At 46.8% G+C, this 16,361-nt stretch carries 17 protein-coding genes and 1 other RNA gene; 11 read left to right on the top strand and 7 right to left on the bottom strand.

What is annotated here, in order from left to right; genetic code table 11:
• The first annotated feature begins 13 nt into the window (after positions 1 to 13).
• From QUA34_RS10775 to nuoK, 10 genes are all read left to right on the top strand, one after another.
• Positions 14 to 232: a hypothetical protein gene (locus QUA34_RS10775; RefSeq protein ID WP_333386403.1), complete on the top strand. Its 219-nt coding sequence runs from the start codon at positions 14 to 16 to the stop codon at positions 230 to 232.
• On the top strand, positions 229 to 498 hold the full coding sequence (locus QUA34_RS10770; protein WP_333386400.1) for a ParE family toxin-like protein: 270 nt from the start codon (positions 229 to 231) through the stop codon (positions 496 to 498). Before QUA34_RS10775 ends, QUA34_RS10770 begins: the two co-directional genes overlap by 4 nt.
• Positions 499 to 556: 58 nt before the next feature.
• Positions 557 to 793, top strand: a complete 237-nt coding sequence (locus tag QUA34_RS10765; RefSeq protein WP_333386398.1) for a type II toxin-antitoxin system Phd/YefM family antitoxin — start codon at positions 557 to 559, stop codon at positions 791 to 793.
• Positions 787 to 1,053: a Txe/YoeB family addiction module toxin gene (locus tag QUA34_RS10760; RefSeq protein ID WP_333386395.1), complete on the top strand. Its 267-nt coding sequence runs from the start codon at positions 787 to 789 to the stop codon at positions 1,051 to 1,053. The genes QUA34_RS10765 and QUA34_RS10760 overlap by 7 nt, the downstream gene beginning before the upstream one ends.
• 117 nt (positions 1,054 to 1,170) lie before the next feature.
• Complete coding sequence (locus QUA34_RS10755) at positions 1,171 to 2,949, top strand: serine/threonine-protein kinase (protein ID WP_333386392.1); 1,779 nt, start codon at positions 1,171 to 1,173, stop codon at positions 2,947 to 2,949.
• Between the two features lie 354 nt (positions 2,950 to 3,303).
• Positions 3,304 to 3,700: a transfer-messenger RNA gene (ssrA, locus tag QUA34_RS10750) on the top strand.
• A gap of 618 nt (positions 3,701 to 4,318) precedes the next feature.
• A complete protein-coding gene (nuoH, locus tag QUA34_RS10745) occupies positions 4,319 to 5,437 on the top strand; it encodes an NADH-quinone oxidoreductase subunit NuoH (RefSeq protein ID WP_333325951.1) in 1,119 nt (372 codons plus the stop codon).
• 103 nt (positions 5,438 to 5,540) lie between these two features.
• Positions 5,541 to 6,116 (top strand): NAD(P)H-quinone oxidoreductase subunit I, encoded by a 576-nt coding sequence (ndhI, locus tag QUA34_RS10740; protein WP_333042046.1) that lies wholly within the window; start codon positions 5,541 to 5,543, stop codon positions 6,114 to 6,116.
• A 116-nt stretch (positions 6,117 to 6,232) separates the two neighbouring features.
• On the top strand, positions 6,233 to 6,856 hold the full coding sequence (locus QUA34_RS10735) for an NADH-quinone oxidoreductase subunit J (protein ID WP_333230560.1): 624 nt from the start codon (positions 6,233 to 6,235) through the stop codon (positions 6,854 to 6,856).
• A gap of 79 nt (positions 6,857 to 6,935) precedes the next feature.
• A complete protein-coding gene (gene nuoK / locus QUA34_RS10730; RefSeq protein WP_228042566.1) occupies positions 6,936 to 7,241 on the top strand; it encodes an NADH-quinone oxidoreductase subunit NuoK in 306 nt (101 codons plus the stop codon).
• A gap of 98 nt (positions 7,242 to 7,339) precedes the next feature.
• On the opposite strand, the gene folB is transcribed toward nuoK, so the two are convergent.
• From folB to QUA34_RS10715, 3 genes are all read right to left on the bottom strand, one after another.
• Positions 7,340 to 7,696 (bottom strand): dihydroneopterin aldolase, encoded by a 357-nt coding sequence (gene folB, locus QUA34_RS10725; protein ID WP_333082878.1) that lies wholly within the window; start codon positions 7,694 to 7,696, stop codon positions 7,340 to 7,342.
• A 153-nt stretch (positions 7,697 to 7,849) separates the two neighbouring features.
• Positions 7,850 to 9,217 (bottom strand): serine/threonine-protein kinase, encoded by a 1,368-nt coding sequence (locus QUA34_RS10720; protein WP_333386388.1) that lies wholly within the window; start codon positions 9,215 to 9,217, stop codon positions 7,850 to 7,852.
• A gap of 182 nt (positions 9,218 to 9,399) precedes the next feature.
• On the bottom strand, positions 9,400 to 10,683 hold the full coding sequence (locus QUA34_RS10715; protein WP_333325958.1) for a glutamate-5-semialdehyde dehydrogenase: 1,284 nt from the start codon (positions 10,681 to 10,683) through the stop codon (positions 9,400 to 9,402).
• A gap of 225 nt (positions 10,684 to 10,908) precedes the next feature.
• Between QUA34_RS10715 and QUA34_RS10710 the strand changes: the two genes are divergently transcribed.
• Positions 10,909 to 12,633 (top strand): M48 family metalloprotease, encoded by a 1,725-nt coding sequence (locus QUA34_RS10710; protein ID WP_333325961.1) that lies wholly within the window; start codon positions 10,909 to 10,911, stop codon positions 12,631 to 12,633.
• Between the two features lie 327 nt (positions 12,634 to 12,960).
• Here QUA34_RS10710 and QUA34_RS10705 read toward each other — a convergent pair whose 3' ends face one another.
• The 4 genes from QUA34_RS10705 to QUA34_RS10690 form a co-directional block, all read right to left on the bottom strand.
• Positions 12,961 to 14,034 carry a class I SAM-dependent methyltransferase gene (locus QUA34_RS10705; protein WP_333325964.1) on the bottom strand — a complete coding sequence of 358 codons (1,074 nt, stop codon included), beginning with the start codon at positions 14,032 to 14,034 and terminating at the stop codon, positions 12,961 to 12,963.
• An 81-nt stretch (positions 14,035 to 14,115) separates the two neighbouring features.
• On the bottom strand, positions 14,116 to 14,838 hold the full coding sequence (locus tag QUA34_RS10700; RefSeq protein WP_333386385.1) for a peptidylprolyl isomerase: 723 nt from the start codon (positions 14,836 to 14,838) through the stop codon (positions 14,116 to 14,118).
• Positions 14,839 to 14,934: 96 nt separating this feature from the next.
• Positions 14,935 to 15,678: a hypothetical protein gene (locus QUA34_RS10695; RefSeq protein WP_333386382.1), complete on the bottom strand. Its 744-nt coding sequence runs from the start codon at positions 15,676 to 15,678 to the stop codon at positions 14,935 to 14,937.
• A gap of 151 nt (positions 15,679 to 15,829) precedes the next feature.
• A complete protein-coding gene (locus tag QUA34_RS10690; RefSeq protein ID WP_333325973.1) occupies positions 15,830 to 16,351 on the bottom strand; it encodes a DUF4242 domain-containing protein in 522 nt (173 codons plus the stop codon).
• Positions 16,352 to 16,361 lie beyond the last annotated feature (10 nt).

The raw sequence follows: 16,361 nt of genomic DNA, 5'->3' as shown, positions 1-16,361 counted from the left end.
AAGTGTGGTAGCCATGACTGAGTTACTCGAACGTGCGATCGCCAAGTTGAAAACATTGTCTGCCAGCGAGCAAGATGCCCTCGCTTCAATGATTCTGGAAGAACTTGAAGACGAGAGGCGCTGGGATCAAGCATTCTCCCGTTCCCCAGATACTCTTGCTAAACTCGCAGCGACCGCAATGGCTGAGTATCATGCAGGCAAAACCCAAGAACTCGATCCAGAAACCTTGTGAATTCACGCACTACAACCGAGTTCCGTAAATTATTTGCTGATTTACCTGAACAAGTTCAACAGCAGACGCGCGCGGCGTATCGCCAGTTCAAGGAAAACCCAAGTCATCCAAGCCTGCGTTTCAAGAAGGTGCATCCTGACTTACCAATCTACTCCGCCCGAATTAGCAAAAACTATCGAGCAGTTGGTCAGTTGGATGGAGACACTGTAATCTGGTTTTGGGTTGGTTCACACGCAGAGTACGACAAGTTTCTGGGGCAGTTGTAGCAGTGTCTACAGCCAGCCAATATCAATTAGAAAAGTGTATTTAGACAAGTGGAAAATTATGATCCCAATCAATCAAGCTCAACAGCAGTTACAGCAGTTGATCGATGCGGTGAGTCAGTCGCATCAACCTATTGTGATCGCAGGACAGACTAGCAATGCAGTGTTATTATCTGAATCTGACTGGGCATCTGTGCAGGAGACTCTGTATCTTCTATCAGTGCCAGGGATGCGGGAATCGATTCGGGAAGGAATGGCAACGCCGATCGAGGATTGCGCTAGGGAGTTGGAGTGGTGAGTTGGAATCTAGTCTATACCAAACAGGCACAGAAAGATGCCAAAAAGCTCGCTTCTAGCAATTTACGAGACAAAGCGCAAGAGTTACTCGACATTATTCAAACCAATCCGTTTCAGAATCCGCCACCCTACGAGAAATTGGTGGGAGATTTGGAAGGTGCATATTCACGGCGAATCAACATTCAGCATCGTCTGGTGTACGAGGTGATTGAGTCCGAGAATACGATCAAAATTTTGCGGATGTGGACGCATTATGAGTAGTGTTTCTTACAGGTTAACTAATACAGGGGTATAGCGATCGCTCTTTGGACTGGTGAGGAGAGCCGACCATACGTGCAATAATCAGCCATATTATCTGGTACGCGATCGCCTGAACCTATGGATGCGCTAATCGGCAAAACTTTACAGGGTGGAAAATACACCCTCGAACAAGAATTGGGAAGAGGCGGCTTTGGAATAACCTTCAGGGCAAATCACCGCTATTTAGGACAGCCTGTAGTCATTAAAACCCTCAACGAATCTCTGCGGCAGCAACCCAATTTTGCTGAGTTCGATCGCAAGTTTCAAGACGAAGCGAGGCGGTTGGCTTCCTGCGTTCATCCGAATATTGTCCGCGTCAGCGATTTCTTTGTCGAAGACGGGCAGCCTTACATGGTGATGGACTACATTGCCGGTCAGAATTTGGGCGATGTAGTCGGTTCAAATAATCCGCTGCCAGAAAATCTCGCAATTCTCTACATCACTCAAATTGGGGCTGCTTTGAAGGCAGTTCATCAAAAGGGTTTGCTGCACCGAGATGTCAAGCCACAAAACATTATTTTGCGCCAAGGTACTCAGGAAGTCGTGCTGATTGACTTTGGCATTGCCCGCGAGTTTACTCCGGGTGCAACCCAAAGTCACACTAATATGGTGTCCGACGGCTACGCGCCGCCAGAACAGTATTTCGCTCAAGGAAAATATACGCCCGCCACAGATGTTTACGGTATGGCGGCGACGCTTTATACTCTGCTGACAGCACAGGTGCCGGTGGCTGCAATTTTGCGTACCAGCCAGCCGATGCCTTCACCCCGCGACTTGCAGCCTCAGCTAAGTACGACAGTCAGCTCTGCGGTGATGCGGGGGATGACGGTAGAAGCTCAAAATCGCCCTGCTACCGTGGATGAGTGGCTGTCGCTGCTGCACGGGCAGCCTCTTGGTGCTGCGTCGCCGAGCACCGGGCCGACGGTGGCGGTGATTCCGGGACACGGGCCTCAGTCGCCTGTGGGATCGAGAACAGCGCCTGCTGTGGTGCCTTCAGGGAACAACAACCGCCAGGTTTGGTGGATTTTGGGGTTCGTGGCGATCGCACTTATTGTTGCAGGTTTGGTCGGGATTGCTAGGGTTTTCCTCAGCCGGCCGTCTTCAGAACCCGCACCGGTAGCCCAGGACGATCGCACTTCGACCCCCGCAGATCCAGACGCGCGCTCAAACCCCGCACCCATTCCCGCGCCGACACCAACGCCTTTCTCGCCGACTCCCAGAGAAACTCCGCCGGCTGCTGAAACTCCAGCGCCGACTGCTGAAACTCCAGCGCCGGCTGCTGAAACTCCAACACCGGCTGCTGAAACTCCAACACCAGCACCAGCGCCAACACCAGCGCCTTCTCCGGAGGCTGTCGAACCCACACCAACAGAAAAACTTGTTGACAAAGAGTTGCCGCCCGATCGATCGCCCGCACCCAGCGAACAACCGGGAACCAATGATCAGAAGACTCCCACAATCCCTGGGTATGCCGTTGGTACGGCGGAAAGTCAGATTTTATCCGAATTGGGAGAACCGACTGACTCTCAAGCGCGGGGCTATTGGCCAAATACTCGCACCGCACTTTACGAAATATTGCCAAATCGGATTACTCTGGGCTACATTTACGATCGCGATTCGGGCCAGCTAGTACAAACAGAGGGTTCTTTTGCCCAGTCGGTGGACGATTTGGTAGTGCGAACCGCCTTAAACGGGATGGTGGGCGGCGCCAGCACCGAGATTTTGCAAGGCTTGGGCGACGTGCAGCAGCGCCGGAGTAATCGGTTTACGTTTAGGAAGGGTTCCCTCGAAGGGATGATCGAACGCAATGAGCGCGATCGGATTTACATCGGCGTCTGGGACGACAACTTGCATTAATTAGGAATTACGCACGGGTGGTCAGAAACCGGGTTTTTTTGCCAGATACTTCGTTACAGCCCGCATTAACAGCAAAAAAACCGGTTTCTTTAGTCCCCAATCGAAAATCTACAATCCCAAATCTAAAATCGACTTGACCACTGTCAATAAACCTTTCAAGGGCGGGCTCTGGGGACCCACCCAAAAAAACTGGAACTCTTGTGGAACAGGCATCTTGCCTGTTCAAGAAAATGGTGCAAAATGTAAATATTCTTGACTCAGCTTTGTGCCAAAATCCCAAATCCAAAATCTCAAATCTAAAATCGCTTGACTTGACGCAACACGAAATATTGTCTATCATAAAAGAACACACGAGGGGCTGTAATGGTTTCGACAGGGTGGCGAAAGCTGCTCCGTGATGCAGGTCGAGAGGGAGTCTACTCTCGTTAATATCGGCTCAAAAAAAATAGTAAATGCGAACAACATCGTTCCTTTCGCTCGTGTAAACAAAACTGTTGCTGTAGCCTAAAAACTTCTTAAGCCCAGTTTAGAGCGTCTGCCACCTCACTCCGTTAAAGGTAGCAGAACAACCCCCAACGGATGCCCTAGCTAAACGTTTCTAGTCGGCTAGCTGGGAAAGCAATCACTAGAAAATCCCCCCATTTGGGATAAAAATGGTTCCCGCCCCGAGGATTAGAGGGGATAAACCTGTGAACGATCGGAAGGTTAATACCCATTTTGGACGGCAGTTCGATTCTGCCCAGTTCCATAAAAGAAGTAGCGTAAAATCAATGGTTTAAGCCATTTGAAAGTTACTTTAAAGCATTAAAAGGGCCCAGAGTTAACTCTGGGCCCTTTTGTTTGGCCTATATCTGGCTTATAGCTGAGTCTAGAGCCTCCTCGCATCCCAGGGCTGTTTCATTCTCAGGAAAATCATGGTTTTGTAGGGGTAGTACCCCCGTGCCTATCCCCCACCGACGCTCGAATGGGCGTTTCAGCCATCGGGGCAACCATGGGGGTTTGCCCCTACAGATATTGTTTCCCCCTGTTATTAAGAATGGCTAGGAGGGAGCGAGGTTGGAGGCACGAGAGTACGTAAATCCAGATTGATTTCTTACTCAAAATCGATCGGGTACTCAACAGTCAACAGCCAACAGTTAACCGTCAACCGTCAACAGTCAACGCTCAACCATAAGTTACCCACCCATTAGCTACGCTGCGGGCTCATATAATTAGAACTTCACCTTGTCTGTGCGTTCTTGGAGCCTGTCGGGCGATATACTATTAGGCGGTAAAGCATTAAAAATCTTTACAAAGACCCCGATTTCTAAGCCTACTCCTACAAAGGACGGGTGAAAAATTATATGCTGATCGCTCAAAAGCTGGACAAATGAACCCAGGAATTGACTTACAAGGAAGTTTCGTAGAAGCCCTCATGAATTTGGGCTTACCGGCGGACATCGCCCAAGTGCTTTGGCTACCGCTGCCAATGTTGCTGATGATTGTCGCTGCCGTTTTCGGGGTACTCACTAGCGTCTGGCTGGAACGGAAAATTTCCGCCGCCGCTCAACAACGGGTAGGCCCGGAATTTATCGGCCCTCTGGGAGTTTTAGCACCCGTTGCTGACGGTCTGAAGTTGGTATTCAAAGAAGACATCGTACCGGCCAAAGCTGACGCGCTGCTATTTACCCTAGGCCCGGTAATTGTGGTGATTCCAGTTTTTCTCTCCTACTTAATCGTGCCATTCGGAGAGCATATGCTGATCGCCGATATGGGGACAGCGATATTTCTGTGGATTGCCCTGTCTAGCATTCAGCCGATCGGCTTGCTGATGTCCGGCTATGCTTCCAACAACAAATACGCCCTCCTCGGAGGACTCAGAGCCGCGGCTCAATCCCTCAGCTACGAAATTCCCCTAGCTTTGGCAGTATTGGCAGTTGTGATGATGTCCAACAGCCTCAGTACGATCGACATCGTACAGCAGCAAGCAGGCTACGGGATTGTCGGCTGGAACGTTTGGCGGCAACCTGCAGGTTTCCTGATTTTCTGGATCGCAGCACTAGCAGAATGCGAACGTTTACCCTTTGACCTTCCAGAAGCAGAAGAAGAATTGGTAGCAGGATATCAGACTGAGTATACAGGCATGAAATTTGCCTTGTACTATATCGCTTCCTACGTTAACCTCGTCCTTTCTTGCCTGCTAGTAGCAGTTTTGTACCTCGGCGGCTGGGAATGCCCGATTCCTGTCGGAGTGCTGACAAATGCCCTGGGATTGAGCGAGACGACTCCTTGGTTACAGGTAATTACTGGCTTGCTGGGCATTACAATGACCATGTTGAAAGCCTACTTTTTCCTGTTTCTGGCAGTTCTGCTCCGCTGGACTCTGCCGCGAGTGCGGATCGACCAATTGCTAAATTTGGGATGGAAGTTTTTACTTCCCGTTGCTCTAGTTAATTTGCTATTGACCGCAGCTTTGAAACTTGCCTTTCCCTTTGCTTTTGGCGGTTAATTAATAATAGGTAAAGGGCAACAGCTAAACAAAAATAGCTGTTAACCAATTACCTATTATTAATTATCAATTACCAAAAACTCAAGTACAGAGAGAGAACACCATGCTAAAATTCCTCAATCAAGTAGGCGAATACGCCAAAGAGACTCTTCAAGCTGCTAAGTATATCGGTCAAGGGCTATCTGTTACTTTTGACCACATGAGACGCCGGCCGATTACGGTGCAGTATCCTTACGAGAAACTAATTCCTTCGGAACGTTTCCGGGGTCGAATTCACTTTGAATTTGACAAGTGCATCTCCTGCGAAGTATGTGTTCGGGTGTGTCCGATCAACTTACCTGTAGTGGATTGGGAATTTAACAAAGAAACTAAGAAGAAGCAACTCAAGCACTACAGTATCGATTTCGGAGTGTGTATCTTCTGCGGCAACTGCGTAGAATATTGTCCGACTAATTGTTTGTCGATGACAGAAGAGTATGAGTTAGCCACCTACGAACGTCATGAATTGAATTTTGACAACGTGGCCCTCGGACGTTTACCCTACAAGGTTACAGACGATCCGATGGTGACACCGATGCGGGAATTCGCTTATTTGCCGAAAGGTGCGATCGACCCCCATGAAGTTTCCTACACCGATCGCCGCGCCGGTCTGCGTCCAGAGGAAATTATCGAAAAGTAAGTAATTAGTCATTAGTCAGCAGTCATCAGTCATTAGTGAAATAACCAATTATTAATGACTGCTAACTAATGAGTAAAAACGAACAATAGAAAACTAATAATTGAGGATAAAAAATTGTGAATCTAGCTGAAGGGGTTCAAATTGTTTCATTTGGCATACTGTCGGTAATGATGATTGCAGGAGCACTAGGAGTAGTGCTGTTCTCAAATATCGTTTACTCAGCATTTTTGCTGTGCGGCGTATTTACCAGCATTGCCGGCTTGTACCTGTTGCTGAATGCCGACTTTGTAGCAGCAGCGCAGGTATTGATTTATGTTGGCGCTGTTAACGTCTTGATTTTGTTTGCCATCATGCTAGTAAACAAGCGAGAAGATTTCCGCACAATTCCCAACGCTTGGGTGCGTCAAGTAGCAACTGCACTGGTTTGTGCTGGTTTATTTGCGCTTTTGGGTACGATGGTGGTTTCTACTCCTTGGGCTATTGTCGCGACGACAGGAGCACCGGCCGAAAGTTCGATTGTCACAATCGCCAAACATTTCTTCACCGACTTTTTGCTGCCTTTCGAGTTAGCATCAGTGTTTTTGTTGATGGCAATGGTAGGGGCAATTGTGTTGGCGCGCCGCGATTTCTTCCCGGATGAACTGTCAAAGAAGCTATCCGAAACACCTGCTTTGAGTTTGCCGGAAAGACCTCGCGAATTAGTTTCTGCCGGAGATGTGTCTTCGCCAGAATCTAAGTAATATTATGGTGCGCTAGGCGCACCATAGTGTTAGTTTTGTAGTAACTTTAGATTGAGACAAAATCGCAAAATTTATGCAACTGCAACTCCAGTATTTCCTGTTATTAGCCGCCGCACTTTTCTGTATTGGTATTTACGGTTTGATTACCAGCAGAAATGCAGTGCGCGTGTTGATGTCGATCGAGTTGATGCTGAATGCTGTCAATCTCAATTTGATGGGTTTCTCCAATTATCTCGACCCTGTACAAATTAAGGGCCAAGTATTTACCGTGTTTGTAGTTACGGTAGCGGCGGCTGAGGCTGCGGTGGGTTTGGCAATTGTTTTGGCGATTTATCGCAACCGCAATACGGTAGACATGGAAGAATTTAACTTGCTGAAGTGGTAATTCATCAATAGTCATCAGTCAATAGTCATCAGTCATTAGCGACAAACTAATGCAGATTAAAGACTGATGACTAAGGACTAAGGACTAAGAACTAATGACTAATGACTTCTAGTAATTTCTAGAGTAATTCTACCTCCGAAATCAGGGATGGGGGCAGCAGGTTTCGAGAGTTGTAGTTTAACTTTTTCGACTAACGGTAGTTCTAAAAGCGCTTGAGCAATAGTATCTGCTAGGCGTTCGATTAATAAAAATTTCGACTCTTTGACTAGCTTTTGAATCAGAGTAATTGCGCTGCGGTAATCAAGAGTATGTTGAATATCATCACTTTTTCCAGCTTGCGATAAATCCAGCCAGAGAGTAACATCCACTTCAAACCACTGCCCCAAAACTTGCTCTTCCGGCAGATAGCCCGTATATCCGTAGCAGCGAATTCCTGTAAGTTGAATAGAATCCATTTTGCAATAAACTAAAAGTGCGTTGTCTATACCAATTTGTATTAAACCAGATAAAGTTCTCTTTCCCTTCCCTCTCTTTTTTCGCCCTTTTCCTTCTGCCTCTGCGCTCTTTGCGCTCTCTGTGGTTCAATCACTCTTATTCTATCTTAAATTTCACAACTCTCCTCCTTTCTCCAACTTGTCCAGTAAATCCTCAGCAACTTCATACCATTTCCGCCTAATTTCAGCATCTTCAGGCTTTTCTGTCAAGGTACGACCTTGGAATTCTGGATATTTATTGTAATATAATTCATCCACTTTTTGATAGAATATATCTTGATTAATGTTGAGATTTTTACGTCGTTTACCAATCTTTTCTTGACGAACTATTTCGGCTTCTTCTAAGGATGTATCGGGAGGTTGCTGGCGCGAAGTTAATTTAGGTAACTCCGGCAACTTGGGCAACGTGAAACCAGATTTGACTACACTAAAAGCTAAAATTCCTGGCACCAAAACGACAGTTAAACTACCTAGGGTTTTCCAAGGAATTAACTTGAATGTGCTGTTGTGGTTAACAACTTGAGGAGTTTGGTGAACAGGAGTATGATTGCTGGTAGCAGTTTGAGTGGTGTTTTTGAAAGGGCGGCCGACAAAGTTCATTGTCACCATTTGGGAAATTATACTGCCAATGTGAGAGAGTTTTGGATCTTTGAGTGCTTCGCGGACTTCTTTTGCAGATTGGTAGCGATCGCCCGGTTGTTCTGCTAACATCCGATCCAATACCGTGGCTAAATTAGGGCTGACACTGACGTGCGATCGCCAATCCCAAGTTTTATTATTGATATCGTACAATTTTTGAGGCTTTTTGCCGCTTAACAGTACCAAAGCCGTGACGGCTAAAGCGTACAAATCGCTAGCAGCAGAAACTTTACCCAGCCGCATTTGTTCCGCTGGCGAATAACCCTGTTTGCCGATAGCCGTATCCGATTGTCCGTTAAACTGAAGTACGGCATTGGCTGCGATTTGCTTAACAGAACCGAAATCAATTAAAAATGGTAGTTTGTCAGCATCATGCTGAATAATATTATCCGGGGAAATATCGCGGTGAATTAAATTTTTCGAGTGGATGTATTCTAAAACTGGTAAAAGCTGAAATAGCAGTTGAGTAACTTCGGCTTCGGTAAAATTTTTACCTTGCTGCTGGCGCGATATCAATATTTCTTCGTAGGTTTGACCTTTGATATAATCTTGCACTAAAAATAAAGATGGATTCCCGCCCAAATCCGTTCGCAGGAGTTCTCGAAATTTTGGAATTTGCGGGTGTTGGAGGTGGTAAAGCATACTCGCTTCGCGATCGAACAATTCGGCCGCTTTCGGGCTGTGAACCACCGGAGAAAACTCTTTGAGGACGCAATGTTCGTTGTAGCGGTTGATGTCTTCGGCGAGATAAGTCCGCCCGAAGCCACCGCGGCCCAATTCGCGGAGAATGCGGTAGCGTTTTTCGAGAGTCGAACCAGGGGTGAGGAGGGAGGAGTTAGACATAAACCACGGCAAATTGTTCGATTTGGGGAGTCGTCGAGCACAGTATAGCTTATTGTAGCTAAGTTTGTTTACCGGGGAGGGCGATCGCTTTTTTTGGGATGGATGAAGGAGAAGAGACACTTTACTTAAGATTCAGTATCTACCGACTTTTTTATTGTCTGGTTTGATCGGCTATGGAGGATTTACAAATCTCGATGCGTAAACCCCTTAGCATCTTTCCCTACATAACTCGCGGCAACATGGCCATCTCCAACAACTCGATACTTATAGGTAATTAACCCCTCTAAACCGACAGGGCCGCGAGGCGGCATTTGCTGCGTGCTAATCCCCACTTCTGCACCGAAACCGTAGCGGAAACCGTCGGCAAATCGAGTCGAGCAATTGTGATAAACTCCGGCCGCATCGACTCCATTTAAAAAAGTTTCGGCGGCTTCGCTGTCTTCGGTAACAATGACATCTGTATGTCTGGAACCGTAAGTATTGATATGGTTAACTGCCTCTTCCACAGAATCTACTATTTTGATTGACAAAATCAAATCGCTGTATTCTGTAGACCAATCGGTTTCTGTCGCTTCGGCAATATTTTCGAGGATGGCGCGAGTTTTTTCGTCTCCCCGCAGTTCGACTTCTTTATGCTGCAAAGCTTCGGCAACTGCGGGCAAGAAAACGGGGGCGATCGCACTATGGACTAACAAAGTTTCAATGGCATTGCAGGCGGCTGGGTACTGAGTTTTTGCATCGACAGAAATCTCTACTGCTTTCTGAATATCCGCCGCTTTGTCTGCGTACAAATGACAAATGCCGTCGGCGTGTCCCAAGACTGGAATTCTAGTATTTTCCTGCACGAACCGCACGAAGGAATTAGAACCTCTGGGAATAATCAAATCTACATATTCATCCATTTTTAGCAGTTCGATTGTTTCTTCCCGCGTGGTCAGCAACTGCACGACTTCTGGATTAACAGGAGTTTCTGCTAATGCTTGATGTATCACTTTTGTCAAGATTTCGCAGGAATGGACTGCTTCTTTGCCGCCTTTGAGAATGACGCCGTTTCCTGATTTTATTGCCAAGGATACTATCTGAATTAAAGCTTCTGGGCGCGCTTCAAAAATAATGCCTAAAACGCCCAAAGGACAGGTGATGCGCTTCAGAATTAATCCTGTATCCAATTCACGGTGAATTTGCACGACACCTACGGGATCTGGGAGTTTCGCAACGTCGCGCACGCCCGCGATCGCACTTTTCAACTTGCTCTCATCCAACTTGAGGCGATCATACAGCGGTTTCGCTATTCCATCAGTCTGGGCCGCCTTGCAGTCAGCCGCATTCGCCGCCACAATATCCGGCGCAGCAGATTCTAAAGCTTTCGCAATAGCCTCAATAGCTTGATTTTTGGCATCAGTCGACAAAACTGCCAACTTTCTAGCAGATACGCGCGTTTTTTGGGCAATTTCAATAATAGACATGGCAGTAAGTTTTAAATAGTTTTGATTGTTGGTTTTGAATTTTGAGTTGTGAATTGAATCCGCACAAATAAATTTCGGGGCGGTTTTCAGTCTTAACAATTTTAGAGGAAATTCTATATTTTTGTTGAGACCCCTGACAGCAATCCGCATTAACAGGTTAAAACAGGGAAGTATAGATAAAATCCCACGGTCATTTCCATTTGTCAATAACCTTTGGAGATTATTATGTCATCTCATGCCCCTTTACGCAAGGCAGGGCGAGCCACCAAAGCAGGCGTTAAACTGATACAGAAAACTGGCGGAAATCTCGTTTTAGCTTCCGGCGTCACCCTCAGCCTGCTGTTTGGTATGGTGTTAGCGCTATCTTTAGCCTCAGTTTTGATTCTCAGTAGTCCCGATCCAGTTACCGGATTGGCGATCGCACTTCCCATAACTCTGATTTTTAACATCGCTGCTTTTTTCCTATCGCCTTACTTGATGGACTTAAGCCAAAATTGGCTCTACAATACCCGCTGGGTTTCCCTAGCAGAAATTGAAGGCCTCAGTCCCGAAACAGCGAAAGTTATTCAGAAGGTTTGCAAGCAGAAAAAACTCTCTTCTCCGCGTTTAGGAATTATCGACGACCAAAACCCTACTGCTTTCACTTACGGTTCATTTCCCAACAGCGCTCGTTTAGTCGTCAGTCAAGGTCTTTTTACCTATTTAGACGACGAGGAAATTGCCACTGTTTACGCCCACGAACTCGGTCACATCGTCCACTGGGACTTTGCAGTAATGACTTTAGCTTCGACTTTGGTGCAGATTACTTATTTAATTTACACTACAACTCAAAGAATGGGTCGAAGTGGTGGCGAAAAAGCTAAAGATGCGGCGGCTACTGTAGCTGCTGTTGCTTATTTGTTTTACATCGCTGGCACTTATTTATTACTGTATTTGTCGCGGACGCGAGAATATTTTGCCGACCATTTTGCTGCCGAAACTACTGGCAACCCCAATGCTTTGTCTCGCGCTTTGGTAAAAATTGCTTACGGTATTTTGGAAGAAGGACAAAGAGCAACGGAACCCAGCATTTTGTTAGAAGGAACTCGCGCTTTAGGCATTTACGATGCCAAAGCTGCCACCTCTACCGGTACCGCTTACCGGATTTCTTCGGAACCAGAAAAGATTGGACGAGTGTTTTTGTGGGATATGTTTAATCCGTGGGGTTGGTGGATGGAGTTGAACTCGACTCACCCGCTGACTGGTAAACGAGTTCGCGCTTTGAGCACTTATGCCGAACAATTAGGCTTGGATATTGAGTTTGATATGGGTCGAATTGTCGCCGAAGGCAACGATTTGAGCAAACGGAGATTGTACGGCAATTTTGTGTTCGATGTGCTGCTGTACAGTGCAGAAACTCTGGGCTTAGCGGTGGGTTTTGCGATCGGCATTTCCCTGTATGCTGTAAACCCGATGATGATGGTTGCTTGTCCTTTAATCGGTTTGGGTACGGGAATTTTGCTCAAGACTCTGGTGATGTTCCCGAATTACCAACAAGCAGAACATTTTGATGTTTTAACCTTAATGTCTGACCCTTACGCAAGCCCTTTACGGGGTCAGCCGGCGCAACTACAAGGCGAATTAATTGGTCGCGGCGATGCGGGTTATGCCTTCGGTTCAGATTTGAAATTGCAAGACAGAACGGGAATGATTTATCTGCGATATGCTTCTCGTTTTGGGCCACTTGGTAATTTCCTGTTTGGCATGAAACGGGTTGAAAGTTTGATTGGAATGGATGTTAGCGCATTGGGTTGGTTCCGCCGGGGTGTTGCACCTTGGATGGATTTGATTCAGCTTGAAAGCGATAGCGGTACGACGGTTAAGAGTTATCACCGCTTCTGGTCTTTTGTGATGGGTATCGGTGCGATCGCGATCGGTATTGCCTCGCTATTTATATCATTTGCTGCTTGAGAGTTGAAAGGAATAAAGTCCTTACTACAAACAGTTTCATAGTAAAGGCTTTATTCCTCTTAAGTCAGGGTTAATAACTTGAGCATTCGTGTCCACTTAAACAGTTGAAAAATTAACCTCTTTGTGATTATGATTCCTGGGTGTTAAACCAGGGGCTTAACTTATGATTGAGAACTGTTAAGTGGTTGAGATGATTTGAATTCCGGTGTGGAAGACAATTGCTTCAGATTGATAAATACCGAAAATTGGCTGGTATCCAAAAACCCGCATTTAAGCTGTTTTTTCTTATGCAATTGTTGACCGATCGCACAAATTTTGCACATGATTTTAGCTCTTTTTGATGATATAATAGTCGTTCTGGAAATCATGGGCTAGTTGCTTGATTTCAACGCTGCTAAACCCAGCTTCACTCAACATTTGCAGCGCTTTTTCTTGACCCCACATCGTGCCCAATCCCATGCCGCCGTAGGCTAAAGAAACAGTCATGCAGTGCATACAAGAAATGGTGTAGAGTAAGGGCGCAATGGGATGCTCTAGATTACCGCCGACATCCGTTGTGGCGCGGATATCTTGCATCAGGTAAACGCCATCGGGACACAACGCTTTGTAGATGTTTTGGAGTACAATATCGGGTCTGGCTTGATCGTGAATTGCATCAAATGTGGTGATCCAATGGTAGCGATCGCACTCATCCAAGGTGGCGGCATCCTTGACCTCAAACTGGATATTGCTTAATTGCCGCAGTTGGGCTTCGGTGTTGGCATGGGCAATGGCTTCTCCCGAAAAATCATAGCCTGTGAATCGGCTATTCGGAAAGGCGACCGCCAGCTTGTTGAGTGCTCGCCCGCAGCCGCAGCCGACATCTAGCACCTCAATACCCCGTTGCAACGCTTCGGTAAGTCCGGGAATCAGTGGCAGAATGTGGTCAAATAGAGCAGATACCACGGTTTGACCGCTATCTTCTGCCATCACGGCATGAAAACGTTTGAACTCGGAGTAGGGTACACCGCCGCCTTTGTAGAAACAATCGATAATCCGGTCTTCCACCGATGCCAACACCGGAATGAATTGAGCAAAGGGGGCAATGTTGTCAGAAGCCGCAGCCCGTGTCAGGAATGCTGCATATTCTGTCGGCAAAGTGTAGGTTTTGTCGATCGAATTATAATCCACCAACCGACCCGTTACCATTGCACCGAGCCATTCCCTCACGTAGCGTTCGTTCAATCCGGCAGCATCGGCAATTTGTTGACTGGTAGAGGGCGGCAATTCTGCCATTGTGTCGAACAGTTCGGTGCGATGCCCGATCGAAATCATGACGGAGAGTGCGCCACTGTTGAGAATGTCCAGCATCCGTCCGGCGAATGCTTCTGCTTTGGTTTGATCGAATGTTTGTGTCATCATAATTTAAGCGTGATGGTATTCAAAAGTTTCTATTTGGAAGATAAGATTTATGCAGGGGTACGATAGTCAGATTCCTGCCCGTCAATTCAACATTTCACCTATCTGTTCTTGCACCCAAATTTCAAACAATTCGCGCAGCAAACGTTGACGCATCGCTAAATCAAACTGAGCCGGAATCAATGTTTCTAATCTGACGATCACCAGCCATCCTTCTACAGGGATAGGATGCCAAAGCTGACCGGGCAGGCTGATCGCCAACAGATGCGCCAAATTCGGGTGGATTGTGCCGAGTTCCGCCGGGCCAACGATTCCATGGACTTGAGCTTCTGGGCCTTGGGAATACTCGCGCGCCAGTTCGGCAAAGGATTGCTCTTTTTCTTGAATCCGAAAATACAGTTCTCGCGCAATTTCTGCGTCTTTAACCCGAATCAAAGAATAGATGACTCGATCTAGCGATCGCTTGCGTTGCAGAAAATATGACTCTAGTTTGTGATGCCAATTTTGGTGTTTGAATTTCTCAATTTTGAGCAGCCGCGGAATGAAAACAGTCTCTAAAAATTCCCGACTCATCCCCTGCTGTTTTAGCCAAATCTGTTGTGTGGTTTCGTCCAGCAGTTGATTTTGTTCGTAGAACTGCTGGCTGGCATTCACGATTTCTTCAGCGGTGCAATCGATGGGGGCGATCGCTTCATCAATGATGCTTTCGCGGTATAATTGGGGCAGCATTTGGTAGCTGGCAAGTCGAGGAACTATCTCCTCCCCAGAGATGGTGCGATTGCGGATTTGTAATAAAACTGCGGTCATAGCTGTCTGGCTTCAATTAAAGCCATTTGAACGAACAATTGATAGGGTAAGGTGCACAGTGTGCACCCTACAGATAGAGTTTTTACCCAGGACTTTCTAGTTGGGAATGGGAGTCAAGGTAACAGAGTAATTAGTGTTACCTGTGAATTGAGAGGCTTGAAGATAGTAGTTAGTTGCCGGAGCCAAGTTTTGGACAAATCCTTCGGAAATAGTGCCTCGCTTAACCACACTTCCAATTACCTCACCTGCATCGACGGCGCGATTGTTGTTTTTGTCTTGAATCAATCGGAGATCGGCATCAGCGCTGAGATTATTGAGACCAAAGTGATAAAATCCCTGGGTATTGACAGCGAGATGAATAGTATCGGTGGTGTCGGTGTTACCCACAGAACCTTGATGAGTTCTTGGTTTGTCGTTGGAAAACACGGCACCGAAATCATCTTCTATGGCAAGGACTTTGCTGGGTGTTCCTGCTGCGTCAGCCGATACTCTCAAATTGTAGGGAGTATCGTTGAACACACGGTTCCGATTGACTTGCACCACGTAATTGCCTGCATCAACGTCAGCAACTGCTGAGGACAAGTTGATTACTTCATCCAAACGCAATCGATCGGAAATAGCAATTTGCTTATCGTTACCATCAACTAAGCCATTGCCATTGAAGTCGCGAAATAGTTGAACATTGAGATCGTCGGTCATACCAACCAGCCCAAGGTTGATATTTTTATCGCTATCCAGACGGAAACTGTAGGTGTCTTTGCTGTTGAGATTACTGATAGTGCGGCGCGGAACTACTACGGCACTATTAGATGGCAAGGTACCAAGGTCAAATTCAGCCATTTTATTTCTCCTTAAAGTGTAAAGGGATGAGTTAATTTGCTGGTTGTTTGATTAACTTGATATCAATCTAACGAGGCGATCGTTCCGAAACCGTTCCGAAAGCGTTCTCGAAGCGTTCCCAAAGCATCCAACCCCGATCGTCCGCGCGAATTTAAGGTTTGAGAACTTCGGCACACCAAACGCGATCGAAGGGAATTCCAGCTTTACCGTGGGCTTCTCGAATCACTTCCGCATCGGGCGCGTTCAGTTCGCACACCACGCGAGTTTTATCCAGCGACGCATAGGAACGCACCCATTCAATACCCCGTTCCTCATAGCACGCTAAAATTAATCGCTGGGCTTCCTTCCACTCTTCATCGGTAAAGCCCTTCGGATAGCTTCCCTCCCACACCTTGAGGATGGGTTCGTTCCATACAGGTAGCACACCTTCAGGTTCAATAACTTGGGCTGTCCAAACCTTGCTAAACCCAACATCGGCTTGGCGATAAGCTTGTCGCACAGACTCTGCATCTGGTGCCTCAAAGGTGCAAATCATGCGATCGCGATCGGCTGATAGTAAAGAGTAGTGCCACGTGGCATTTCTTGCCCCAAGACAATCCAAAACTCGCGTATCAGCTAACATTTCTGCGGTTATTGGTTGATCGGTCGTTGTTTCAACTTTGATGAGAGACATAATGACCTCT

This window comes from Microcoleus sp. POL10_C6 (genome assembly GCF_036701585.1).
GTDB lineage: Bacteria > Cyanobacteriota > Cyanobacteriia > Cyanobacteriales > Microcoleaceae > Microcoleus.
The sequence above is the reverse complement of the archived record's forward strand: the minus strand, read 5'-3'. Positions and strand labels throughout refer to the sequence as shown.